The organism is Sphingosinicella sp. BN140058, from assembly GCF_004135585.1.
Lineage (GTDB): Bacteria > Pseudomonadota > Alphaproteobacteria > Sphingomonadales > Sphingomonadaceae > Allosphingosinicella.
This window is the reverse complement of sequence record NZ_CP035501.1, coordinates 1913893-1937448: the sequence shown is the minus strand read 5'-3', so window position 1 is coordinate 1937448 and position 23556 is coordinate 1913893. Positions and strand designations below refer to the sequence as shown.

Sequence of the window (23556 nt, the reverse complement as noted above, 5' to 3'; positions counted from 1 at the left end):
GTTAATTCTCCCCGGCTATCGCCGCGGACATGAGAGCCGCTGCTGCAACTGCGCAGAGTCAGAAAGCCAGCGTCGTCGCGGCGCTTCCGGCGGATGGCGACGCGACTCTTCGTGCCGCCGCACGCCAGGAATATCTCAATGCGTTGCCGATCGCGGCGGCGATCTTCCGGCTCGACGATCTGGACCGCCTTTGGGTGGATTTCGCGAACGAGCCGTTCACCGATCTGGTCGGCTGGAACCCGGTGGCGCTCAGCCGGCCCGCCGCGGAGGCCGAGATCGTCGAAGGCAGCGGCCTTGCCGATACGATCGCTCTGTTCCTCAAGGGGACGGAGGAATCCCGCCAGTTCGAACGCAGCGACGGCCGCGTCGTCGGCGCCCGTCATTTCCTCGTCCGGCTCGCGCGGCTGACCTTGTTCCCGCAACTCGGCACACGCTGCCTTGTGTCGATGATCGATCGCACCGCCCAGGTGGAGACCGAACGCAGCCTGCGCGCCGAGATGCTCCGCGACAGCCTCACCGGCCTGCCCAACCGTCTCGCCTTCAACGAGCGGGTTGAAAAGGTCCTCGACGATCCGGGCTTCCTGCCCGGCAATCATGCGGTGCTGGTGGTCGACATGACCCGGTTCAGCCGGGTCAACGAGTGCGTCGGGTCGATCGCCGGCGACGAATTGTTGATCGCCTTTGCGCGGCGCCTGTTCTCGTCGCTTCGCGGCGGTGATTTCCTCGCCCGCACCGGCGGCGACGAGTTCGGCCTGCTGCTGAAACTGGACAAGGGGCTCGAAGACGCCACCCAGGCGGCCGAGCGCATCCGCACCGCATTGTCTGCACCCTTCAAGCTGTCGGAGCTCGAGATTCGCGTCGATTGCGCGATCGGCTGCGCCTTGCTCGGCGGCTCGGAGGAGCTTGCCGAGGAAGTGCTGCGCAATGCGCAGTTTGCGCTGAAGCGGGCGAAGGCGACCGGCGCCGTCCGCTTCTACGAGCCCAATCAGGCGCGTGCCGCCCGGCGCCGCTTCAGCATAGAGACGGAATTGCGCCGCGCGATCGAGGGCCGCGAGCTCGAGCTCGCCTTCCAGCCGTTGATCGATCTCGAGAGCGGGGCCGTCTCCGGCTTCGAGGCGCTCGCACGCTGGAACAGCGGTCGCCGCGGCGCGATTTCGCCGGTCGAGTTCATCCCGGTGGCCGAGGAATCCGGCCTGATCGTACCGCTCGGCCGCTGGGCGCTGGAAGCGGCGGTCGAAACGCTCGCGGCCTGGGACCGGAAAATGGGCCGCACCCTGCCGCTGTCGGTCAGCGTCAACCTGTCGCCCATCCAGGTCGCCCGCGACGATGTTGCTTCCTGCGTGTCGGCGGCGCTCGCTGCCTACGGCATCGGCGGAGAGCGCCTGACCCTCGAATTGACCGAGAGCGCGATCATTCAGGATCCGTGGCGTGCAACGAAGGTGCTCGAGGATCTGAAGGGCCTCAAGGCGCGAGTCGCGATGGACGATTTCGGCACCGGCTATACGTCGCTCGCTTACCTGCAGCGCCTGCCGATCGACGTGCTCAAGATCGATCGCAGCTTCGTTTCCGCGATGCTCGGCGACGGCGATTCGATCGCGATCGTGCGCGCCATCCTGTCGCTTGCCGATGCGCTCGGCATGGACACCACTGCCGAGGGGATCGACTCGCCGGAGCTGGCCAAGGCGCTCACCAGGCTTGGCTGCACCTATGGCCAGGGTTTCTATTTTGCGCGGCCGTTGGCGCCCGACGCAGCACTCGATTACTGGGTTTCGCGCAGCGCCTGAGCGACCGCCGCTTCGGCGAGACGGGTCTGCTCGTGTGGATCGCCCGGAAAGCCGGCCGCCGACCAGCGCCGCTTCAGATCTTCCATGGTTGCGGCGACGATCGGTCCGGCCTGCAATCCCATCCGGATCAATGTCCCGCCGCTGATCCGCAATTGCGGCCGGTCCCAGTCGAGGAGTCCGGCGGCCGCCGCAGGCTCGGCGTCGCTCAGCAGCAGGCGGTCGATCGCCTCCTCGCGCCCGATCCGATAGGCGAGCACCGCCGGCACCGATTCGGGATCGGCAGTGCGCGATGCGGCACAGACGAGGCGTTTTACCGCCTTGTTCGAGAGCCGCAGGCGCGTGCCGACCGCGCCGGCGACGTCGGCATCCGCGGGTAGTAGCGCTGCGAACCTCCGCAGCGGGTCGCCGGGGATGCCGGCCTCCGCTTCACGCGCGATCAGGCGCTCGAGCGGCGCCACGTCGGTGATTTCGGGGAGCACCGGCCGAAGGATGCCGCGCTCGATCATCAGACGTATCGCGCCCGATGGGGCGGCGAGCGCCAGCAGCTTGGTGATCTCGTCCGCGATCCGCTCGCGCGAAAGCGCCATCAGGTCGTTGGCGCGCATCGTGCAAGCGTCCAATGCGGCGGCGTCGGCCGGGCCCCGGCCGAAGCGCGCATGGAAACGGAAGAAGCGCAGAATGCGCAGATGATCCTCCGCGATCCGGGTCAACGGATCGCCGATGAACCGGACCACGCCGGCTTCGAGATCCGCCTTGCCGCCGAAATAATCGTGGACCTCGCCGCTCTCAGGATCGGCCGACAGCGCGTTGATCGTGAAATCGCGCCGGGCGGCATCCTCCGCCCAATCGTCCGTATAGGCGATCGTCGCGCGCCGGCCGTCGGTGGCAACGTCACGCCGAAGCGTGGTGACCTCGACCGGGCGGCTCTCGACGACGGCGGTGATCGTCCCGTGGGCGAGACCCGTCGGCACGGCCTTGATGCCGGCGGTGCGGAGCAGGGCGATCACCTCTTCGGGGCGATGGCGGGTGGCGAGATCGATATCGCTGACCGGAAGGCCGAGTAACGTATCGCGGACCCAGCCGCCGACATAGCGGGTCTGGCCCTGCTTCGATCCAAGCGCGTCGAGCAGTCGGCGCATCCCGGCGCTGGGCGCTTCCGCGGGAAGCTTCATGCCGCAAGCTCCAGCCGGCGGCCGAGGTTGACGATCATCGCCGCGGTCGCGCCCCAGATCCGCCGGCCTTCCCAGATGATCTCGTAATAGGATCGCTCGCGCCCCTGAAACTCGACCGTGCGGACGATCTGGCGCTCGGGATCGAGCAGGAAGTGGAGAGGAGCTTCGAACATGCCTGCCACTTCGCCGGGGTGCGGCGTCAGGGCAAGCCCCGGCGGCACCACGCCGATCACCGGCGTCACTTCGAAGCCGGTGATCGTCCGGTACAGATCCGCCGTGCCGATCACGTCGACATCGGCCGGCGCCAAGCCGATCTCCTCCTCGGCTTCGCGCAACGCGGCCGCGATCAGGCTCTCGTCCGATGCTTCCACCCGGCCGCCCGGAAAGCTGATCTGGCCAGGATGCTTGCGCATCGTCTTTGGCCGCTCGGTGAGGATCACGCCGGGCTCCGCCCGGTCGACGATCGCGACCAGCACCGCGGCGGGCACGATCGGCAGATCGCTGTCTTCCAGAACGTCGCTCTCGAGCAGGATCGGAGTCCGCGCGCGGCCTTTTTCGAACGCATCGCGCAGGCGGTCGGCCAAGGTCATGCGGCCGGCTCCAGCGGAAAGAATGCGCCTTCGCTCCACAGGCCGAGGGGATCGGCCGAATCGCCGAGCGCCAGCTCGACCAGCTCGTAATAAACCGCCCGGCCGATCAACGCATCGAGGCCGTGCCGCACCTCCAGATAGGGGCGCGGCCCGTCTGTGCCGGCCTCGAAGCGGAGGCGATGCTCGGGGCCCGCGACGACGAGGTCGCCGGTGTTGAGCCGAAAGCCGAGCCTGCGGCCGTCGCCTTCGCCCTCGCTCTTCAGCTCGACGGCGACGAACGGCGCCTCCTCCACGGCGATGGCGAGCTTCTCGGCGGGCGTGACGAGCACGAAGCTGCCGTCCGGCTCCCGCCGCAGGATGGTCGAGAACAGCCGGACAAGGGCTTGCCGGCCGATCGGACTTCCCTGGTGATACCAGCGGCCGTCACGTGCGATGCGCATCTCGCTGTCGCCGCAATGCGCAGGGTTCCACCGCTCGACCGGCGGCAGCTTCTTTTCCTCGGCCAGTCGAGCAATGTCGGCCAGCGACAGTCCCGTGAGGTCGGGCAGGGAGGGCGGCATCGGCATGGCGCCGCGTTAGGCGAAGCGGCGCCGGACCGGCAAGCCTTGCCGCTCGATGGCACCGCGCCTAACGCTGCCGCCATGACGCGCGAGTTTCAGGGACCACGGACCGCGATCGTGACCGGCGGCGCCAGGCGGATCGGCGCCGCTCTCGTTCGCGCGCTTGCCGAAGACGGATGGCATGTGCTCATCCACTGCAACCGCTCCCGCGCCGAAGCGGAGACGCTGGCCGGCGAGATCGGCAACGCCGCGCTCGTCCAGGCCGAGCTCTCGGACCCCGGCGCCGCGGAGGCGATCTTCGCGGCGGCGGCGGCGCTGCCGCCGGTGCGGTTGCTGGTCAACAACGCGTCGCTGTTCGCGTTCGATGGCGCCGACGATTTCACCGTCGAACAATGGGATCGGCATTTCGACGTCAATCTGCGCGCACCCGCCTTGCTCTCCCAGGCCTTCGCCGCACGCACGGACGGCGGCGGGGTCATCGTCAACCTGCTCGACGCGAAGCTGGAAGCGCCCAACCCGGATTTCTTCAGCTACACGGTCTCGAAGGGGGGGCTGGCGTCCCTCACCGAACTCAGCGCGCGCGCCTGGGCCGCGCGGGGCATCCGGGTGTGCGGGATCGCGCCGTCGGTGACGTTGGTGTCGGGGCCGCAGAGCCGTGAGAATTTCGAGACCGTCCACGCGCTCAACGCGCTTCGGCGTGGCGTCCATGTCGAGGAAATCGTCGCGGCCCTGCGCTTCATCATCGACACGCCGACGCTCACCGGTCAGACGATCACCCTTGACGGCGGCCAGCGCTTTCTCGGCCTCGCCCGCGACGTGCAATTCCTGGAGACGAAAGAATGAACGACCGGCCGAGGCTCGAAGGCCTCGTTCCCGAGCGGCTGGCGCCGAAGACGCGCAAGATCGTGCTCGAAGACTATATCGTTCCGGCCGACATCGGCTTCCACGATTTCGAGATCGGGACGCCGCAGCGGCTCTCCATCACCGTCGAGGTGTGGGTCGACGAGGCGGCCTTCCCGCTCAGCGACGCCGTCGAGGATGCGTGGGATTATGATTGCCTGCGCAGCGAGATCGGCGTGCTGGTGGGCGCCCGGCGTTTCAACCTGCAGGAGACGCTGGCCCGCGCGGTCTACGATTTGGTTGCCGCCCGGCGCGGCGTCACCGCCCTCAGGGTTTCGACCCGCAAGCCCGACATCTATCCGGATTGCGCCGGCGTCGGCGTCGAGCTCGCCTCCTTCTGAGCGGTGCGGCTGGGCCGAGCGCGGCTCAGCGCCGCGGCTTGGACCGCGTGCACTGGCCCAGCTGCGCCAGCACGTAGCGATAATCGTCCTGGATCGCGGCGACGCCCGCCGCATCGGCTTCCGCCATGCTCTGCGCGGGAAGGGTCCGCGGCAGGGTGCAGGCCAGGCGATACCACAGCAAGGTGTCGCGCGTCGGCGGTCCCGCGGCATCGTCGACGATCTCGCTCAGCGCCACCGCATATTGCGGCAACTCGCCGGGACGGCGAAGGACGGTGATCGAAACCGGCTCGTTCTGTGCGGTGAGCAGGAAGAACTGGGTTTCGCTCTCGCCGGGAATCGCACCGGGAACGTGGAAGGCACGGCCGATTCCCGTGATCCGGGGCGCCGCGCCGGACTGGTTCGCTTCCTTGAGGATCGCACGCACCTGATCCGCACGCGCCTGCGTGTAGGGAATTTGCGCGTCCGGGCCGGCCAACCGGATCTCGCCCGGACGACCGGCCACCGGGAGCGCGAACAGGATGAATTCCGTGCCCTTGCGGAGCTTTGGTGCCTTGCCTTTGGGATCCCGTGGCAGGTCCACGACGTACCGGATCCGCGCTGGCAGCCCTTCCGGGCTGCGGATCAGCGAAATAATCTCGGCTTCGACATAATATCGTGCCAAATTGGGTTGCAGGCCGACCGCCTCCTTCGCCTTCAGCAGGGTCGAATCACGCAGTCGGACATGTGCCGCGACGGGTGCGGTAAGCGCCAGATCCGCGAGGTCGGCATAGGTGGGAGCGGCGGAAATCTGCGGCTGCGGCACCTGCGAATCGGCTGTCGTCGTAAGGCCGAGAAGCAATGCGCCGGCGGCGCCGACAATGTATTTGTGGTGAAGATTCTTCATTGCCGCTCCGCAAGCTGATGCCCTATTCCCCTTAGCTTTAGCCACATGAACGCCGGATTTCAGCCATTTTTCCGGATTTTGGCGCTGCAGCACAGGAGGATTGCGTAGGCGTTTGGGACACGATAGAGACAGCCCGATATCGGATGATATGTTGAAACATCAATGGACCCGATGAGGGGCGTTACGCGTTGTTAACGAATAACCCCCCGAACCGTTTTGAGAGAGGGAGTGTGGCTGGTTAATGGCATATGCTGACAACAAGATGAGCTCGGGGCGCATCGGGGCGATCGTGATCGTTGCCCTGCTCCATGCTCTGCTCGGCTACGCCTTCGTCACGGGACTGGCCTTCAAGGTCGCCAAGAAAGTGGCGCAGGACCTTAAGACTTTCAACGTCGAGGAGCCGCCGCCCCCCGAAGAGGAGCCGCCGCCCCCGCCGCCCGACGTGCCGGTCGAAACGCCGCCGCCGCCGGTCGTCAGCCCGCCGCCGCTGGTGCGCCTGCCTAGCCCGCCGCCGCCGGTGGTGTCGCAGAACGTTCCTCCGCCCGTGCAGGTGATCACCCCGGTCGCGACTCCGGCCCCGCCGGCGCCTCCGGCGCCGCCGCCGCCGCCGCCCGCGGCACCGCGCGTGGTCGAGACTGCGAAGTCGAAGGGCAGCCTCGCCGGCCTCATCACCGACACCGATTATCCGGCTGCGGCGATCCGTGCAGAAGAAGAAGGCACCGTCAGGGTACGCATGGGCATCGGCGCGAACGGCCGGGTCACCTCGTGCGAGGTCACCCAGTCCAGCGGTTCCTCGTCTCTCGATGCGGCCACCTGCCGTATCATCAGGAGCCGCGGCCGCTTCACGCCGGCCAAGGACCAGAACGGCCAGCCGACGACCGACACGGTTACCAGTCCGCCGATTACCTGGCGCTTGCAGTAACCCGACCTACACACGCCAATCAGTTCCAATCGAGAGGAAAGCTTCAATCATGGCCCAACCAGCAGCAGCCCATGGCGGCGACAACCCGTATGGCCTCCTGGCCGCGCTTCAGCAGGGTGGCGCGATCGCCTACGCCACCTTCTTCATTCTCGTGATCATGTCGGCCTCTTCCTGGTACGTGCTCTTCGTTAAGCTGTTCGAGCAGCAGAAGATCATCAACCAGGGCAAGCGCGCGCGCACGTCCTTCTGGCAGTCGGCCAACCTTCGCGAAGGCGCCAGCAAGCTCGAGAAGAACAGCGCCTATCGCCAGATCGTCGACGACGGCATCCTGGCGCTGGAACAGCATGACAAGCTGACCGATCCGATCGATCAGCACGATTGGATGCTCAACTCGCTCAGCCGCAGCCAGGGTGCGATCGCTTCGCGCCTCAGCACCGGCCTGGCGCTGCTCGCCACCGTCGGTTCGACCGCGCCGTTCGTCGGTCTGTTCGGCACCGTGGTCGGCATCTACCGCGCGCTGGTGAAGATCGGCGCCGCCGGTCAGGCCTCGATCGACGCCGTTGCCGGTCCGGTCGGTGAAGCGCTCATCATGACCGCCATCGGTCTCGTCGTCGCCGTTCCGGCCGTGCTCGCCTACAACTGGCTGCAGCGCCGCAACAAGGCGATCATCGAGGAACTCGCCCGCTTCGCCAACGATCTCCATGGCTACATGATGTCGGGCGGCGCGGTTCGTCCGAGCGTCACCACCCGTCCGGCCGCCGCGACGGCTGCTGCCGGCGCGACCAAGGCGGGCTCGACCGCCACGGGCAGCGCGACGGGCACCACCACCCCGGGCCTCAAGAAAGTCTAAGGATCGCTTCGGCGGAGCGGGCCTGGTTGTTCGCTCCGCCGACACCTTCGATTTCGCTGCAGGCGTTGAGAGAGAGTAGGAATTTAGCAATGGCCATGAGTGTCGGCGGCGAAGGCGGTGAAGACACCCCGATGTCCGACATCAACACGACGCCGCTCGTCGACGTCATGCTGGTGCTTCTGATCATCTTCCTGATTACGGTTCCGGTCGTCATCCAGACCGTGCCGGTGGCGCTGCCCAAGGTGCGCTACGAGGCGACCACCACCAAGCCCGAGAACGTCTCGTTGTCGGTGCGCGGTGGTCCGGGCGACACCTGCGAGGTCTATTGGGGCCTGCAGAAGGTCGGCGCCGAGGAACTGCTCGAAAAGGCTGCCAAGAAGCTCGAGGACGAGGTCAAGAAGGCCGGCGGTCCGGAAGCCATCACCGAAGAGAACATGCCCGAGGCACACATTCGCGGCGACATCAACACGCCGTACAAGTGCATCGGCGGCGCCGTGTTCACGATGCAGCGCGCCGGCTTCGCCCGCGTCGGCTTCATCTCCGAGCCGCCCCCGGGCGGCGTGGTGACGCGGCTGTAAGTAGAGATCAGGAGTAACGACAATGGCAATGGCAGTTGGCGGCGGTGAATCCGACGAACCAATGATGGATATCAACACCACGCCGCTTATCGACGTGATGCTGGTGCTCCTGATCATGTTCATCATCACCATTCCGATCCAGACGCACGCGGTGAAGCTGGACCTTCCGGTCGATCAGCCGAACAACACTCCGCCGCCGGTTGATCCGGTGAAGAACAAGATCGTGATCACGCCGCAGGGCGCGATCCTGTGGAACGGCGAAACGGTCGATCAGGTGCGTCTGCGCCAGTATCTCGACATCTCGCAGACCATGAACCCGATCCCCGAGCTGCACCTGCAGCCGGATCCGCAGGCCCGCTACGAGCTGGTCGACGAGGTTCTGGCCGTCACCAAGCAGGCGAGCGTCGAGAAGATGGGCTTTGTCGGCAACGAGGCTTATTACCAGGCCTTCTGAGCGACAGCCGATCGGCGAAACGGAAAGGGCGGTCCCGCAAGGGCCGCCCTTTTTCGTTGCGTGCGGACCAGATGTGCGGCGGAGGCGGACTTGGACGCAAGTGGCTCCCCTCGTGCGTTCTCGTCACGCGCCGCCCGCTTTATCCCCCAGGACCGGTTTCGAACCGGCCGCCACGCTGCCGGATGCAGCGCGACGTTGATGGACGTGCGCGAGCCCGCTGCCGGCACGCGCCCGAACCTACGGCCCATGGTGAGCAGGACGTGCTGCTGGAGCGATCAAGATTATCCGACTGTGCGTGGCTGGAAGGAGCCGCTCAGCTTTGAACGAGGCGCTACGCCGCCGCGACCATCCAAAGCCTCAGGCGGCGAGGCCTTCGAACTGCAGCCGGGCAAGACGCGCGTACAGTCCGCCGGCGGCGAGCAGGCTGTCGTGATTGCCTTCTTCGACGATGCGGCCACCGTCCATCACGATGATCCGATCAGCGGCGCGTACCGTTGCGAGGCGGTGGGCGATCACCATCGTGGTGCGGTCGGTCATCAGCCGCTCCAGCGAGGACTGCACGAGGCGCTCGCTTTCCGCGTCGAGGGCGGAGGTCGCCTCGTCGAGCAGCAGCAGCGGCGCGTCGCGCAGGATCGCGCGGGCGATCGCAATCCGCTGGCGCTGACCCCCGGAAAGCCGTGCTCCGCCTTCCCCCATGTACGTGTCGAGGCCGTCCGGCAACGCGCGCAGGAAGCTCGCGGCATTGGCCGCCTCGGCGGCTGCCCAGAGGGCGTCGTCGCTCGCCTGCCAATGCCCGTAGCGGAGATTGTCGCGTGCCGACGCGGCGAAGATCACCGTCTCCTGCGGCACCAGCGCCATGCGGGCGCGGATCTCGGCAGGGTCGAGCTCGGGGAGCGGCACGCCGTCGAGCAGCACTGCACCGCTTTCCGGATCGTAGAAACGCTGGGCAAGCTGAAACAGGGTCGATTTGCCGGCGCCGGATGGGCCCACGATCGCAACCGTTTCCCCCTGTCTGACGCTCAGCGAAAAGTCGCTGAGCGCACTGACGTCCGTCCGTGTCGGATAGCGGAAATGCACGTTGCGAAAGGCAAGCTCGCCGCGCGCCGGTTCGGGGAGGCTGCGCGGCTGTGCCGGCGGCGCGATCGCCGGCTGCTCGCTGAGCAGCTCCGCCAGCCGCCCGGCGGCGCCTGCGCCGCGAAGCAGGTCGCCATAGACTTCGGTCAGCGCGCCGAAGGCGCCCGCGACGAGGCCGCCCGTCAGCACGAAGGCGGCGATCGTGCCGCCGGAGATCCGCCCCGCCTGCACGTCGAGTGCGCCCTGCCACATCACCAGGGTGATCGCGCTGAAGATCAGGCCGATCACCATCGCCGTCATCATCGCCCGCAAACGGATCCGCCGCCGCGCGGTGTCGAAGACGCTGTCGACGATGGTCTGGAACCGCGAGGCTTCGCGCGATTCCTGGCCGAAGGCCTGGACGATCTTCATCGCGCCGAGCACTTCCACCGCCATCGCACTGACCTCGGCCACACGATCCTGGCTTTCGCGCGAGACCTTGCGGACCCGGCGGCCGAGGAAGACGATCGGCAGGATCACTACCGGGATGCCGAAGATCAGCATCGCCGCGAGCTTGGGGGCGAGGGCGAACAGATAGGCGATTCCGCCGATCCCCATCACGACGTTGCGCAGCGCCACGGAAATGGTGGTGCCCACAACTTGTTCTATAATGGTGGTATCGGCCGTGAGCCGCGATGCGATCTCGGAGGGGCGGTTCTCTTCGAAGAAGCTCGGGGCGAGGCGCAGCAGGTTGCGCTGCACGGCCGCGCGGACATCGGCGACCACGCGTTCGCCGAGCCACGAGACGAAGTAGAAGCGGAAGGCGGTGGCGATGGCCATCACCACCACGACGCCGAGGAGATATTGAAACCAGCGGCTGATGTCGCCGCCGATGCTGTTGAAGCCGCGGTCGATGATCAGGCGAAAGGCATTGGGGATGGCAAGCGTCGCCGCCGCTGCGACGAGCAAGGCGGCAAGCGCGCCGGCAACCTGCCCCTTGTAGCGGCTGGTGAAGCGCCAGACCACCACCAGGTTGGAGAGCTTGCGGGGAGCCGGAGCGCTATCGTCTGCCATGCAGCGGCGCGTAGCAGTGCGCAGGCCGCCGCTCAACCGGGGCGCTGGAGCCTTCCGCCATACCGTTGGTTTACCTAGGATAATTGTTAGCGATTGACGCCCCCTTCGGGGCGGCCCATCTTGGAGACGAAATGCTCTACGACGCCTATGAAATGCAGCGGTCGCTGCTCGCCGGAGCCAGCACGCTCGCCAATATCGGCGCCGGCTGGATGCAGAACCCTGCCAATCCTTTCGCCTACAGCCACATGGGTCCGATCGTAGCCTCCGCGCTCGACGTCTTCGCCCATGCTTCGGCGCCGCGCGGCAAGCCCGCCTTCGGCTTCGAAAGCACGGTCGTTGACGGCAAGACGGTTGCCGTTCACGAGGAGGTCGTCTTCCGCAAGCCGTTCGGCCAGTTGAAGCGGTTCGTCCGCGAAGGCGTCGAGGGCGGGCCGAGGCTCCTGATCGTGGCGCCGATGTCCGGCCATTACGCGACCTTGCTTCGCGGCACCGTCGAACGGATGCTGCCCCGCCACGACGTCTACATCACCGACTGGCGCGATGCGAAGCTCGTGCCGGCGGAGGAGGGCCGCTTCGATCTCGACGACTACGTCGATTACATCATCGAATTCCTCGAGCATATCGGCCCCGGCGCGCACATGCTCGCGGTCTGCCAGCCGTCGGTGCCCTGCTATGCCGCGGCCGCGGTGATGAGCGAGGACAAGCATCCGTGCCGCCCTCGCACCCTCACCCTGATGGGCGGCCCGATCGATACCCGCGAGGCGCCGACGGCGGTCAACACGCTCGCCACCCAGCGCCCTTATGCCTGGTTTCAGCGCAACGTCATCGCAACGGTGCCCTATCTTTATCCGGGCAACGGACGGCAGGTCTATCCGGGCTTCCTTCAGCTCGCCGGCTTCATGACGATGAATCTCGGCAACCATCTCACCAGCCACTGGGAGCTGTTCAAGCATCTGGTCGAAGGCGACGGCGAGAGCGCCGACGCGACCAAGGGGTTTTACGAGGAATATCGCTCGGTCTGCGACATGACAGCGGAATTTTATCTGCAGACGATCGACGTCGTCTTCCAGCGTCATCTTCTGCCGAAGGGCGAGATGTTGCACCGCGGCCGACGGGTCGATCCCGGCGCGATCACCGACATCGGCCTGCTCGCCATCGAAGGCGAGCGCGACGACATTTCGGGCATCGGACAGACCAAGGCCGCGCTGGAAATTGCCGTGAAGCTGCCCGCACGCGAAAAGAAATACCATCTCGCCAAGGGCGTCGGCCATTACGGGATCTTCAACGGCAGCAAGTGGCGCGGCAAGATCGCCCCGGTGGTCGAGGATTGGATCGCAAGCCACGACGGCTGACGCGCCGCAGACCCGCAACGGGCAGGGCGAGGCCGGCAGCGAAGACCGGACCGATCGTCCGCTTGCGGCTCCGGTGCTGCGAGTCTCGCGCCCGACCGACCGGCTCGATGCCATTGTCGCTTTCTATCAGGCGGCGGGGCTTCGGATCCTCGGCGGGTTCGAGGATCATGAAGGCTTCGACGGGGTCATGCTCGGCCATCCGGGCGCGGCATGGCACCTCGAATTCTCCCGCTGCCAGGGCTATCCCGCAGGCAGGGCGCCGACTCAGGACAACCTCCTGATCCTGTATCTGCCGGAACGGAGGGCTTGGGAGGCCGCCGTGGCCGCGATGAGGATGGCCGGTCACGCGCCGATCGCCTCGTTCAATCCCTATTGGGATCGCGACGGAGTCACGTTCGAGGATCCGGATGGTTATCGGCTCGTCTTCCAGAACGCCGCATGGCCCGCCACCCCGGCGCAGGCGGATGCCAAGTAACTGGTACCACTTGAAAACCTATTCCCTGCTCCCATCTTCAACTCAGTGTTCAACAACTGAAAGGAGGTGGTCTGATGTCTCATTGTCACATGCCGAACGCGGCTGATCTGGTGAGCGCGGCCTCCACGGGGGCTCGCGCCTAAGGATTACAGCCGCTTCGGCTGACAATGGAGAGGCCGCCCGGTATGCCGGGCGGCCTCTTTTGCTTGCGAGGCTCAGGCAGTCTCGGCCTCGAGCGCGGCGAGCACCATTCGCTCCCATGTCTCGACGTTGCCGGCATCGGCCATGATCTGGTCGGGCTCGCGCAGCGTCCGCAGCACCGACAGTGCGTCCTCGACATAATCGCGCCAGATCTCGTCGACCCGCGGACCTGCCGAAGGATCGGCGCCTTCCGCGTTGATGCTCACCACACGGCCCGCAATCACGCGCGCGATCCGCTCGACGATGGACGTGTTCGATACGGGCATTCCTGTCCTCCTTCGTTTCGCTCCGATAACGGAGGAGGCGGCACCGGGTTTCCCATCGCCGAGAAGAACTAGCCGGCGAGCCACAGCCACCCGAGCCAGGCCGCACCCGCCCAAAGCGCAAACACCATCACGATGCCCCAGGCCGACCGCGGCTTCTCCGCGTCGGCTGCAAGCGCTGCGCGATGCTCCTCCATCAACCCCGGAGGAAGCAGTCTCGCGAACAGCCACAGGCCCGCAGGCACGAGCAGGACATCGTCGAGGAGCCCGAGCACCGGAATGAAATCGGGGATCAGATCGATCGGGGAGAGTGCGTAGGCGGTCACGATCAACCCGACGATCCGGGCATGCCAGGGGCAACGCGGATCGCGGACGGTCCGCCATGCCGCAATGATCTCGATGCGGAGCCGTCGGGCGAGCGATCGGCCGTGGCCGCGCCCGCCCGCCCGCTCGCTCACAGGACCTCGAACAGTCCCGCCGCGCCCATCCCGCCGCCGACGCACATCGTCACCACCACCCATTGCACGCCGCGGCGCTTGCCCTCGATCAGCGCATGGCCGGTCATGCGCGCGCCGGACATTCCGTACGGGTGTCCGATCGAGATCGAGCCGCCGTTGACGTTCAGGCGGTCGTCGGGGATGCCGAGCCGGTCCTGGCAATAGAGGACCTGTACCGCGAACGCTTCGTTCAGCTCCCAGAGGCCGATATCGTCGACGCTCAGGCCAAAGCGCTCGAGCAGCTTGGGGACGGCGAAGACCGGTCCGATGCCCATCTCGTCGGGTTCGGTGCCGGCGACCGCCATACCGACGTAGCGGCCCAGCGGAGTAAGCCCCCTGGCCGCGGCGACCGAGGCTTCCATCAGCACCGAGGCCGAAGCGCCGTCCGACAGTTGGGAAGCGTTGCCGGCCGTGATCGCGCCTTCCGGTCCTGCGACCGGATGCAGCTTCTTCAGATCCTCGAGCGTCGTCTGCGGGCGGTTGCCCTCGTCCTTGGCGAGGGTGACTTCCCGCATCGCGGTTTCGCCCGTTTCCTTGTTGGTCACCTTCATCGTCGCTGTGACCGGGATGATCTCGTCGTCGAACTTGCCCGCTGCCTGTGCCGCAGCGGTGCGCTGCTGCGACCGCAGGGCATATTCGTCCTGGCGATCGCGATCGACCGTGTAGCGCTTGCCGACCACCTCGGCCGTCTGGATCATCGGCATGTAGATGCCGTTGTGCATCGACAGCAATTCGGGGTCGGAGCCGACCCGCATTTCCGGCGTCTGCACCAGCGAGATCGATTCCACGCCGCCAGCGACGGCGATGTCCATCCGGTCGACGATGATCTGCTTGGCCGCGGTCGCGATCGACATCAGCCCCGACGAGCATTGGCGATCGATCGACATGCCCGAGACGGTCACCGGCAGGCCGGCACGGAGCGCCGCGGTACGGCCGATCGTCGTCTGTACGCCCTGCTGCATGGCCGCGCCGATGATGCAGTCGTCGACCTCGGCCGGATCGATCTTCGCACGCTCGACCGCGGCGCGGATCGCGTGGGCGGCAAGCGTGGGCGAAGGGGTGGCATTGAACGCACCGCGATAGGCCTTGCCGATCGGGGTCCGGGCGGTGGAAACGATGACGGCTTCACGAGTGGCCATGGTCAAACTCCTTTGACGGCAAGGTGGGTGTGCCCGGTTCGGGCGCAAGCGCGAGCGCACCGCAGAGCAGCGAGACGCCGTGATAGAAAGCGACGAGCTGTACGATCTCCAGGATCTGGGGCTCGTCGAAGTGCCGGCGCAGGCGGCCGAACTCGCCATCGTCCAGCCTCTTGCGATCGAGCAGCGCGTCCACAGTGTCGAGCAGCACGATCTCTTCTTCGCTCCACAAGAGCGGATCGATCTTCGCAGCGGCGCTGCCGGCGAGTTGCGCGTCGTCGAGCGCGGCGCGTTGCGCGAACAACGCCGCATGGATGCCCCATTCATAGTCGCAGCCGCAGCGCGCCGTTGTTCGATCGATGACGATTTCGCGCTGCCGCAGCGGAAGCGGCCCCTTGTCGAGCAGCGATCCGGCGGTGAACTTGGTCCAGGCGCGCTCTGAGGATGCGATGCTGGTGAACAGCGCCAGCGGCGGGACGCCGGGCGGCATCACCTTGGCCATCGCATCCGCGAACCAGCCCGGCCACGGCGCCTCGAGGGGCTGGATCCTGCTCACAGGAAAACCTGTCCGATCCACTCCGCCGTGAGCGCCGGCTTCGCTTCGTTTTCGATCTCGACCGTGACCGCGTGAACGAACTGCCACTGTCCCGGCCGCTTTTCCTCGGCGCTGTTCAGCACGAAGCGCCCGCGCACCCGTCGTCCCGAACGCACCGGCGCGATGAAACGCACCCGCTCGAATCCGTAATTCACGGCCATCTTGAGGCCGTCGGGCACGAGCATGACGCTCGCCGCCATCTGGCTGAGCAACGACAGCGTCAGGAAACCGTGGGCGACCGTGCCGCCGAACGGCGTGCCGGCGGCCGCCGCCGGGTCTGTGTGGATGAATTGGTGATCGCCGGTGACCGAGGCGAATGCGTCGATCGCGGCCTGGTCGATCAGGATCCAGGGCGATGCACCGATATCCTGCCCAACCTTCGTCCGAACCTCGTCGAGCGTCGCCAGCGGCATCTCCGCACCCTCCTTGCCCGCGTCTTTCCGCGTTACGCTTGCGTGGTAGAACCGCTGACCGGGCGGACTCAAGGGGGCCGGGGCCGGAGCTCGCAGCCCTGGTGGCGGCGACGTTACGGCAAGCTGCACTCGGTCCGGGGACAATTTTTCTAGAGGGGCAGGGCGACTCCGCTCTTCACCTCCTCGATCACCGGATAGGAGCGAGTCTCGCGCACACCCGGCATCTCGGCGAGGTGGGTGAGGAAGGTACGATAGCTGGTCATGTCCGGCATGCGCAGCTTCAGCAGATAATCGAATCCTCCCGCGACCATGTGGCACTCGACGATCTCCGGGCGGTCGCGCACCGCTTCGGCAAACTCCCGGAAGACGTCGCCGGTGGTTCGATCGAGCGTCACCTCGATGAAGATCAGCAGGGGCTGGCCAAGCTTTTCCGGATTGAGCAGCGCCGCGTAACCGAGGATGTAGCCGCGTTCGCGGAGCCGCCGAAGCCGCTCGAGGCAGGCCGAAGGCGACATCCCGCAGCGTGCTGCGAGCTCCTGATTGGTGATCCGCCCTTCCTGCTGGAGGATGCGCAGGATCTTCTTGTCGCTTTCGGAGAGCATGAAATTCGTCTTTCGAGCGCTCAGCCGAAGGATCTTCGAGTTCATTCGCGCAATCTAGGCAAATTACGTCAGATTTACGGGCGGAAACAAGCTATTCCTGCGGCATGCTGACGACTCCGAGCCATCGCGACGCGATCCGCCGCCTCCACCGGGCTGCAGAGCCCGAAATCCTCATCCCGCTGCTGCGTGACGCGGCGCTGACGCCCGACGCCCGACGGCGGGTGGAATCGCGCGCGCTCGGCATTCTCGCCGAGCTGCGCGCCGCGCAATCCTCAGGCTGGGTCAACCAGTTCCTCCAGGAATACCGGCTCAACACCTCGGAAGGCGTTGCCCTGCTGTCGCTCGCAGAAGCCTTCCTGCGGGTGCCCGATCCCGAAACCGCTGACGCCCTGATCGCCGACAAGCTCGGTAATGCCGATTGGCGTGCTCATGCCGGCAAGTCGCACTCGAAACTGGTCAATTCGGCCACCTGGGGACTGGTCATCGGCCGCGCTTTGGTCGGTGAAAGCGAGCAGGCGAGCGCCCTCAAGCGGCTCTTCTCCCGCGCCGGCGAGCCGTTCGTGCGTCAGGCCGTGGGCGCTGCGATGCGGCTGATGGGCGAGATCTTCGTGATGGGCCGGACCATCGACGAGGCGATCGGCCGCGTGGACAAGAAGGAGAATCGCGGCTTCACCGCCAGCTTCGACATGCTCGGCGAATCCGCGCGCACGTTCGACGACGCCCGGCGCTATTTCGTCTCCTACGAGCAGGCGATCCGCGCGGTCGGCAAGGTCGCGAACCGCGGCCATTCCATTTCGGTCAAGCTCTCGGCCCTCCACCCGCGCTACGAGGTTGCGCATTACGAAAGCTCCGTCTCCTCGCTGATCGAGCAGGTCGAAGCGCTCGCGACCCTCGCGAAGGAACTCGGCATCGCCTTCACCATCGATGCCGAGGAGAGCGAGCGGCTCGAGATGAGCCTCGACATCATCGAGGCGGTGGCCGGATTGCCGGCGCTCAAGGGCTGGGACGGGCTTGGCATGGCCGTCCAGGCCTATGGCAAACGCTGCCGTCCCGTGCTCGCCTGGGCCGACGCGGTCGGCGCCGCCACCGGTCGGCGCATTGCGGTACGGCTGGTCAAGGGCGCCTATTGGGACAGCGAGATCAAGCGTACCCAGGAGCAGGGGCTCGCCGATTACCCGCTGTTCACCCGCAAGGCGTCGACCGACGTTTCCTATCTCGCCTGCGCCCGCGACATGCTCGCGGCGAAGAACATCTATCCCGCCTTCGCCACCCACAATGCGCTGACCGTCGCCACCATCCTCGAATGGGCCGGCGACAGTCGCGACTTCGAGTTCCAGCGGCTGCACGGCATGGGTGAAGGCCTCTACGAACAACTGGTTCGCGAGCAGGGCTACCACACCCGCATCTACGCGCCGGTCGGCGGCCACCGCGATCTGCTCGCCTATCTCGTGCGACGGCTGCTCGAGAACGGCGCCAACTCAAGCTTCGTCCATCAGCTCGCCGACGAGCGGCTCAGCGATGCCGACATCCTTGCCGATCCGGTCGCGAAGATCGCTGCCGTCGCAGGCAGCCGGCACCCGGGCATCCCGCTGCCCAAGGATCTGTTCGAACCGATCCGCGGCAACAGCGAGGGCCTCGATCTCGCCGATCGGGTCGAGCTCAAGCGGGTCGCGGACGTGGTCGCTCCCCTCCCCTTCAGGGGAGGGGCCGGGGGCGGGGGAGTCGAAGCCGCTGCAGTGACGGGAGGACCATCCCTCTCCGCTGCAGGGGAGAAGGGGCCGGTCACCTCGGCCGGCGAGAATTGGACCGACTGCGCCGGTGACGCGAAGGCTGCCGTCTCCCGCGCCCTCGCCGCCTTCCCGGCCTGGGATGGCGCCGGGATCGAGCATCGCGCCGCCTGCCTCGATCGTCTTGCCGATTTGCTCGAGCAGGAACGCGACACGCTGATGCGAATCTGCGTCCAGGAGGCGAAGAAGACCATCCCCGACGCGCTCGCCGAAGTCCGCGAAGCGGTCGACTTCTGCCGTTACTATGCCCAGCAGGCGCGCACCGGCCTGCAGCCGATCGAGCTTCCCGGGCCCACGGGCGAGAAGAACCTACTGCGGATGAAAGGCCGCGGTGTCTGGGTGTGCATCGCACCGTGGAACTTCCCGCTCGCCATCTTCCTCGGCCAGGTCAGCGCCGCGCTGGTCACGGGGAATGCCGTGGTCGCCAAGCCTGCGCCGCAGACGCCCGAAATCGCGGCGTTCGCGGTGGGTCTCGCGCATGGCGCCGGCGTTCCGGAGGACGTGCTGATCCTCGCCGCCGGCGGGCCCGATATGGGCGCCGCTCTGGTCGAGGACAGCCGCATCGCCGGCATCGCCTTCACCGGCTCCACCGCGACGGCCAAGCGGATCGCGCGATCCCTGCTCGACGATGAGGAACGCCCGATCGTGCCGTTCATCGCCGAGACGGGCGGCATCAATGCCATGATCGTTGATTCGACCGCTCTGCCCGAACAGGTGGTGGTGGACGTCGTCACCTCGGCCTTCCGCTCGGCCGGGCAGCGCTGCTCGGCGCTGCGCGTCCTCCTGCTGCAGGAGGAGATTGCCGAACGCACGCTCGAAATGCTCGCCGGGGCGATGGACACGCTCATCGTCGGCGATCCGGCCGATCCGCGGACCGATGTCGGGCCGGTGATCGATCGGGGCGCGTATGAACGGCTGATGGGGCACCGTGAAGCAACCCGTTCCAAGTGGGTGAAGACGGTCGACGTGCCCGAACAGGGGCTGTTCGTGCCGCCGACCTTGATCCGGGTCGACCGGATCGAAGACGTCCGCAAGGAGTGGTTCGGTCCGTTGCTCCACGTCACCACCTGGAAGGCGGGCCAACTCGCCGAGACGGTCGAGCGGGTCAATCGGTCGGGCTTCGGCCTCACCATGGGCCTGCACAGTCGCATCGCCCGCGCCGCCGAGACGGTCGAGGAGCTCGCCACCGCCGGCAACCTCTACGTCAACCGCTCGATGATCGGCGCGATCGTCGGCTCCCAGCCATTCGGCGGCGAGGGGCTCTCGGGCACCGGTCCCAAAGCCGGCGGCCCGCACTATCTGCCGCGCTTCTGCGCCGAGCGGGTGACCAGCACCGACACGACCAGCGCCGGCGGCAACGCGACTTTGCTCAGCCTGGAGGACGTCGGCTTGTAAGAGCTGCGGCGGGGGCGGCGATGCGCCTCTCCGCACCGTGCGCTTGGTGGCTGCGCGAGCGCATGGAACCTTCTCATCCTCTCTGTCCGCGCAGCGGATGGGGAGGATGAGAAGATCAAATGCAATCGCTTGGCCAACGCGCCGGCAACACTTGAAACCGCTCCGATTTCAGCTAAATTGGATGCGCGGACCGGGCCCCTCTGGCGGTCGTCCTCGTGGACGCCGTGATGTCGGACCGCATCGAGCAAGCTCGATGCTGGTTCAGGTGGCATGTCAACGCTCCTCCCATCGCAGCCTGCTCGATCGAACTGCAATTCGATTGGAGTGTGGCGATGAATACACCTTTCGCACAATATCGGCCGGCGCCGGTTTCGGGCGCCGCCTTCGATGCCGGCCTGCGCCGGCACATGCTTTCCATCTACAACAACATGGGTATCGGCCTCGTCATCACCGGTCTCGTCGCCTTCGGGGTGGCGAGCAGCCCGGCGTTGACGGCGGCGATCTTCGGCACGCCGCTCAAGTGGGTGGCGATGTTCGCGCCGTTGGCGTTCGTCTTCTTCCTCTCGTTCCGGATGGAGAGGATGTCGGTCGGTTCGGCGCGCATGGCCTTCTTCGCCTTTGCCGCAGTGATGGGCGTTTCGCTCGCCAGCATCTTCCTGGTCTTTACCGGCGCCAGCATCGCCCGGACCTTCTTCATCGCGGCGGCGATGTTCCTCAGCGTCAGCCTGTGGGGCTATACGACCAGGCGCGATCTGACCAAATGGTCCACCTTCCTGTTCATGGGCCTGATCGGCGTCGTCATCGCCAGCCTGGTCAACGTCTTCATCGGCTCGACCGCGCTGCAGATGGCGGTCTCGATCGCGGGCGTGCTCGTCTTCACCGGTCTTACCGCATGGGACACGCAGCAGGCGAAATCGATGTATGTCGCCTATGCGGGAACGTCGCACGCCGAGAAGTTGGGCGTGATGGGCGCGCTCTCGCTCTATCTGAACTTCGTAAACCTGTTCCAGCTGCTGCTGACCTTCTTCGGTCAGCGCGAGGAGTGAGGCAGGTGGCGCGGAGCGGCGGATCCGCTTCGCGCCTAAACCTCAGGGGCGCTTGCGAAGCTCGTCGCGGATTTCGCGCAGCACGAGCAATTCGTCGGAGGGCAGGGGCGCCGCCGGCTCGGCTTTGGGGCGCTCCATCCGCTTGGCGACCCGAACGATCTGGTAGATGATGAAGGCAAGGATCAGGAAATTGACCACGGCCGTCACGAAGCTGCCATAGCCGATCACCGCGACCCCAGCGGCCTTCAGCGCCGCGTAGCTGGTCGGATCGCCGGTGAAGCCGGCTGGGATCGGTCCGAGCCGCAGGAAATAGTTGGAGAAATCGAGGCCGCCGACGACCGCGCCGACGATCGGCATCAGCAGATCGTTGGTCAGCGAGGTGACGATCGTCCCGAACGCCGCACCGATGATCACCGCCACCGCCAGATCGAGCACGTTGCCGCGCGCGATGAATTCCCGAAATCCCGCCATCTTCGTCTCTCCTGCCTGTCGGCGCGAAGGATACCGCCTGACGGGCGACGCAGGCAACTGCGCCCCGACTTGACGCCTCGGCGGGCTTGCTTGACGTTGAACCATATGGCTGAACGACGCGCTGCGGCCTTCCACGCCCTCGCGAATCGATCCGCCGCGAGGGGGATGGCGACGCGAAAGGCGCGGTCGCCTTCGAACCGTCTCTGCCTGGGGACCCTGGCTCGTGCTCGTCCACAGCGGCAGGTCGAGGCCGGCCGGGATCGCCGATATCAGGGGCGACGGCCTATCGGATTGCCGGGCGCTGCATCGGCGCCAGCGGGCCAGGGTCGCGGCCGCCCCGCGTAACGATGGATCGCCGAAAGGGGATGGGGTAGCAGGGCGCTCTTGCCAGGAGTCCGCGATGAACCTCGAGAACAGCCGTTCCTATTATGGCCAGACGCTCACCGGATCGGCCGATCTGAGAACCGATGCGTGCTGCACCATGGAGGCGCCGCCGCCCGCCGTCCGCGCCGCGCTCGCCAACGTCCATGACGAGGTTCGGGCGCGCTATTATGGATGCGGCCTCGTCGTGCCGGACGCGGTGCGCGGGCTTTCGGTTCTGGATCTGGGATCGGGATCGGGGCAGGATGCCTATCTGCTCGCCCAGTTGGTCGGTGAGAGCGGCAGGGTCGTCGGCGTAGACGCAACGCCCCAGCAACTCGATGTGGCGCGCCGCCATCTCGATTGGCATCGTGCGCGCTTCGGCTATCGCGCGTCGAACGTCCACTTTCTCGAAGGGGACATCGAGCGGCTCGACGATCTGCCGCTCGAAGCGGAAAGCTTCGACCTCATCGTCTCGAACTGCGTGATCAACCTCGTCGCCGACAAGGGCGCGGTCTTCCGGGCCGCGCACCGGCTGCTGAAGCCAGGCGGTGAGCTCTATTTCTCCGACGTCTATGCGGATCGGCGGGTTCCGTCCGCCTTGCTCTCCGACCCGGTCCTGCACGGCGAATGCCTGTCGGGGGCGCTCTATTGGGGCGATTTCCAGGCCATCGCCAAGGCCAGCGGCTTCGGCGATCCGCGTCTCGTCACCGATCGGCCGCTGGCGATCGACGATCCGCAGATTGCCGCCACGCTGGCCGGCATCCGCTTCTTTTCCGCCACCTACCGGCTGTTCAAGCTGGCGGGGCTTGAGCCGCAATGCGAGGATTACGGGCAGGCGGTACGCTACCGCGGCACGATCGATGGCTCGGAGCACAGCTTTACCCTCGATGGCCACCATGTTCTGGAGGCCGGGCGCATGTTTCCGGTGTGCGGCAACAGCTGGCGGATGCTGGCCGAGACCCGCTTCGCGCCCCATTTCGATTTCTTCGGGGATTTCAGCCGGCATTTCGGCGTGTTTCCCGGCTGCGGAACGTCCTTGCCGTTCACGCCTGTCGAAACGGCGGCGGGCAGCAGTCCTTGCTGCTGACCCCGCCTCAGGATTTGCGGTAGGACTCGATCAGCCGATAGGCCGCTTTTCGGAGACAGATAGACGGGCCCTGTGACCCGAAGATGTGATGGGTGCTGAAGGCCCCCTCGATCAGCAGGACGAGCCCGTCGGTAAGCGATTCGGGCTCTTTGGTGTCGATCTGACGGGCGAGCCCCAGGATGCGCTCGCGCACCTCCGACTTGCAGGTCTCGGCAATGCCGCGACCGGGATTGTCTGCCTCCGGAAACTCGACCGCAGTGTTGGTCATCGGACAGCCGCGGAAATCGGGATCGCTGGTCTGCGCGGCATAATGGTCGATGAGGGCGTGCAATCTGGCAAGCGGCTCCGGCCCGGCGGCCTCCAGCCTCGCGTCGATGCTCGCCCTGGATTCGTCCGCGTACGACACCAGGCAGGCGGCGACTAAATCGTCCTTGGAGGCGTAGCTGCGATACAGGCTCGGCTTGGTTACGCCGGCACTGCAGACGATCTCGTCGACGCCCACGGCGCGAATGCCGCGGCGGTAGAAGAGATCGCGCGCGGTCTCGAAGATCCGGGCCGCCGCATTCTTCTTCGGTTCGCCGCAGCCCGAGCCGCACTCCACCGTCTGATTCCTTGCCACCATCGCAGAAATATTCCCGAACAGGCCTTGACGAAATGTTACTGAACGGTACGTAACACGTAAGGACGTACCGGTCAGTAACATTCTTCGCAT

Annotated in this window: 25 protein-coding genes; 12 read left to right on the top strand and 13 right to left on the bottom strand. The window is 66.4% G+C overall.

Features of this window, described 5'->3' with window-relative positions; genetic code table 11:
* Positions 1-29: 29 nt before the first annotated feature.
* Positions 30-1784, top strand: coding sequence for a bifunctional diguanylate cyclase/phosphodiesterase (locus ETR14_RS08765; protein ID WP_129384260.1), 1755 nt, complete (start codon positions 30-32; stop codon positions 1782-1784).
* Here ETR14_RS08765 and ETR14_RS08760 read toward each other — a convergent pair.
* Genes ETR14_RS08760 through ETR14_RS08750 form a run of 3 tightly spaced genes read right to left on the bottom strand, consistent with a single transcriptional unit; the run spans position 1760 to position 4112 of the window.
* Positions 1760-2956 (bottom strand): CCA tRNA nucleotidyltransferase, encoded by a 1197-nt coding sequence (locus tag ETR14_RS08760; RefSeq protein WP_129384259.1) that lies wholly within the window; start codon positions 2954-2956, stop codon positions 1760-1762. The two genes, ETR14_RS08765 and ETR14_RS08760, sit on opposite strands and share 25 nt — an antisense overlap.
* A complete protein-coding gene (locus ETR14_RS08755) occupies positions 2953-3546 on the bottom strand; it encodes a CoA pyrophosphatase (RefSeq protein WP_129384258.1) in 594 nt (197 codons plus the stop codon). The genes ETR14_RS08760 and ETR14_RS08755 overlap by 4 nt, the downstream gene beginning before the upstream one ends.
* On the bottom strand, positions 3543-4112 hold the full coding sequence (locus tag ETR14_RS08750) for a DUF1285 domain-containing protein (RefSeq protein ID WP_129384257.1): 570 nt from the start codon (positions 4110-4112) through the stop codon (positions 3543-3545). The genes ETR14_RS08755 and ETR14_RS08750 overlap by 4 nt, the downstream gene beginning before the upstream one ends.
* A 75-nt stretch (positions 4113-4187) precedes the next feature.
* Between ETR14_RS08750 and ETR14_RS08745 the strand changes: the two genes are divergently transcribed.
* Entirely contained in the window at positions 4188-4949 is a 762-nt protein-coding gene (locus ETR14_RS08745) for an SDR family NAD(P)-dependent oxidoreductase (protein WP_129384256.1), read from the top strand.
* Positions 4946-5347: a dihydroneopterin aldolase gene (locus ETR14_RS08740; RefSeq protein ID WP_129384255.1), complete on the top strand. Its 402-nt coding sequence runs from the start codon at positions 4946-4948 to the stop codon at positions 5345-5347. The genes ETR14_RS08745 and ETR14_RS08740 overlap by 4 nt, the downstream gene beginning before the upstream one ends.
* Before the next feature lie 25 nt (positions 5348-5372).
* Here the strand turns inward: ETR14_RS08740 and ETR14_RS08735 are convergent, their stop codons facing one another.
* Positions 5373-6230 carry a hypothetical protein gene (locus ETR14_RS08735; RefSeq protein ID WP_243455830.1) on the bottom strand — a complete coding sequence of 286 codons (858 nt, stop codon included), beginning with the start codon at positions 6228-6230 and terminating at the stop codon, positions 5373-5375.
* Positions 6231-6471: 241 nt separating this feature from the next.
* Between ETR14_RS08735 and ETR14_RS08730 the strand changes: the two genes are divergently transcribed.
* The 4 genes from ETR14_RS08730 (at position 6472) to ETR14_RS08715 (ending at position 9034) form a co-directional block, all read left to right on the top strand.
* Entirely contained in the window at positions 6472-7152 is a 681-nt protein-coding gene (locus tag ETR14_RS08730) for an energy transducer TonB (protein WP_129384254.1), read from the top strand.
* Between the two features lie 49 nt (positions 7153-7201).
* Positions 7202-8002 (top strand): MotA/TolQ/ExbB proton channel family protein, encoded by an 801-nt coding sequence (locus ETR14_RS08725; protein WP_129384253.1) that lies wholly within the window; start codon positions 7202-7204, stop codon positions 8000-8002.
* Between the two features lie 89 nt (positions 8003-8091).
* On the top strand, positions 8092-8580 hold the full coding sequence (locus tag ETR14_RS08720) for a biopolymer transporter ExbD (RefSeq protein WP_129384252.1): 489 nt from the start codon (positions 8092-8094) through the stop codon (positions 8578-8580).
* Between the two features lie 22 nt (positions 8581-8602).
* The gene (locus ETR14_RS08715; protein WP_371416769.1) at positions 8603-9034 is read left to right on the top strand and encodes an ExbD/TolR family protein; all 432 of its coding nucleotides are present in this window, start codon (positions 8603-8605) and stop codon (positions 9032-9034) included.
* A 357-nt stretch (positions 9035-9391) separates the two neighbouring features.
* On the opposite strand, the gene ETR14_RS08710 is transcribed toward ETR14_RS08715, so the two are convergent.
* The gene (locus ETR14_RS08710) at positions 9392-11161 is read right to left on the bottom strand and encodes an ABC transporter transmembrane domain-containing protein (RefSeq protein WP_129384251.1); all 1770 of its coding nucleotides are present in this window, start codon (positions 11159-11161) and stop codon (positions 9392-9394) included.
* A 131-nt stretch (positions 11162-11292) separates the two neighbouring features.
* Between ETR14_RS08710 and ETR14_RS08705 the strand changes: the two genes are divergently transcribed.
* Positions 11293-12513 (top strand): polyhydroxyalkanoate depolymerase, encoded by a 1221-nt coding sequence (locus ETR14_RS08705; RefSeq protein ID WP_129384250.1) that lies wholly within the window; start codon positions 11293-11295, stop codon positions 12511-12513.
* 73 nt (positions 12514-12586) lie between these two features.
* Positions 12587-12988 carry a VOC family protein gene (locus tag ETR14_RS08700; RefSeq protein WP_129384249.1) on the top strand — a complete coding sequence of 134 codons (402 nt, stop codon included), beginning with the start codon at positions 12587-12589 and terminating at the stop codon, positions 12986-12988.
* Positions 12989-13203: 215 nt separating this feature from the next.
* On the opposite strand, the gene ETR14_RS08695 is transcribed toward ETR14_RS08700, so the two are convergent.
* The 6 genes from ETR14_RS08695 to ETR14_RS08670 all read right to left on the bottom strand — a co-directional run bounded on the left by ETR14_RS08695 (position 13204) and on the right by ETR14_RS08670 (position 16740).
* Positions 13204-13455, bottom strand: coding sequence for a hypothetical protein (locus ETR14_RS08695; RefSeq protein ID WP_129384248.1), 252 nt, complete (start codon positions 13453-13455; stop codon positions 13204-13206).
* A gap of 68 nt (positions 13456-13523) precedes the next feature.
* A complete protein-coding gene (locus tag ETR14_RS08690; RefSeq protein WP_243455829.1) occupies positions 13524-13910 on the bottom strand; it encodes a YkvA family protein in 387 nt (128 codons plus the stop codon).
* Complete coding sequence (locus ETR14_RS08685) at positions 13907-15088, bottom strand: acetyl-CoA C-acyltransferase (protein WP_129384246.1); 1182 nt, start codon at positions 15086-15088, stop codon at positions 13907-13909. Before ETR14_RS08685 ends, ETR14_RS08690 begins: the two co-directional genes overlap by 4 nt.
* Positions 15075-15641, bottom strand: a complete 567-nt coding sequence (locus ETR14_RS08680) for a carboxymuconolactone decarboxylase family protein (protein ID WP_206186002.1) — start codon at positions 15639-15641, stop codon at positions 15075-15077. Before ETR14_RS08680 ends, ETR14_RS08685 begins: the two co-directional genes overlap by 14 nt.
* Positions 15638-16093, bottom strand: a complete 456-nt coding sequence (locus tag ETR14_RS08675; protein ID WP_129384245.1) for a MaoC family dehydratase — start codon at positions 16091-16093, stop codon at positions 15638-15640. The genes ETR14_RS08680 and ETR14_RS08675 overlap by 4 nt, the downstream gene beginning before the upstream one ends.
* A 149-nt stretch (positions 16094-16242) precedes the next feature.
* Positions 16243-16740: an Lrp/AsnC ligand binding domain-containing protein gene (locus ETR14_RS08670; RefSeq protein WP_206186001.1), complete on the bottom strand. Its 498-nt coding sequence runs from the start codon at positions 16738-16740 to the stop codon at positions 16243-16245.
* 59 nt (positions 16741-16799) lie between these two features.
* Here ETR14_RS08670 and putA point away from each other — a divergent pair, with 59 nt between their 5' ends.
* Together putA and ETR14_RS08660 are read left to right on the top strand one after the other, a co-directional pair.
* The gene (gene putA / locus ETR14_RS08665) at positions 16800-19877 is read left to right on the top strand and encodes a bifunctional proline dehydrogenase/L-glutamate gamma-semialdehyde dehydrogenase PutA (protein WP_129384244.1); all 3078 of its coding nucleotides are present in this window, start codon (positions 16800-16802) and stop codon (positions 19875-19877) included.
* A gap of 332 nt (positions 19878-20209) precedes the next feature.
* Entirely contained in the window at positions 20210-20923 is a 714-nt protein-coding gene (locus tag ETR14_RS08660) for a Bax inhibitor-1/YccA family protein (protein WP_129384243.1), read from the top strand.
* Positions 20924-20965: 42 nt separating this feature from the next.
* Here the strand turns inward: ETR14_RS08660 and mscL are convergent, their stop codons facing one another.
* Positions 20966-21394: a large conductance mechanosensitive channel protein MscL gene (gene mscL / locus ETR14_RS08655; RefSeq protein WP_129384242.1), complete on the bottom strand. Its 429-nt coding sequence runs from the start codon at positions 21392-21394 to the stop codon at positions 20966-20968.
* Positions 21395-21794: 400 nt separating this feature from the next.
* On the opposite strand from mscL, the gene ETR14_RS08650 reads away from it, so the two are divergent.
* Positions 21795-22844, top strand: coding sequence for a methyltransferase domain-containing protein (locus ETR14_RS08650; RefSeq protein ID WP_129384241.1), 1050 nt, complete (start codon positions 21795-21797; stop codon positions 22842-22844).
* 7 nt (positions 22845-22851) lie between these two features.
* On the opposite strand, the gene ETR14_RS08645 is transcribed toward ETR14_RS08650, so the two are convergent.
* The gene (locus ETR14_RS08645) at positions 22852-23547 is read right to left on the bottom strand and encodes a TetR/AcrR family transcriptional regulator (RefSeq protein WP_243455828.1); all 696 of its coding nucleotides are present in this window, start codon (positions 23545-23547) and stop codon (positions 22852-22854) included.
* Between the last annotated feature and the right edge of the window lie 9 nt (positions 23548-23556).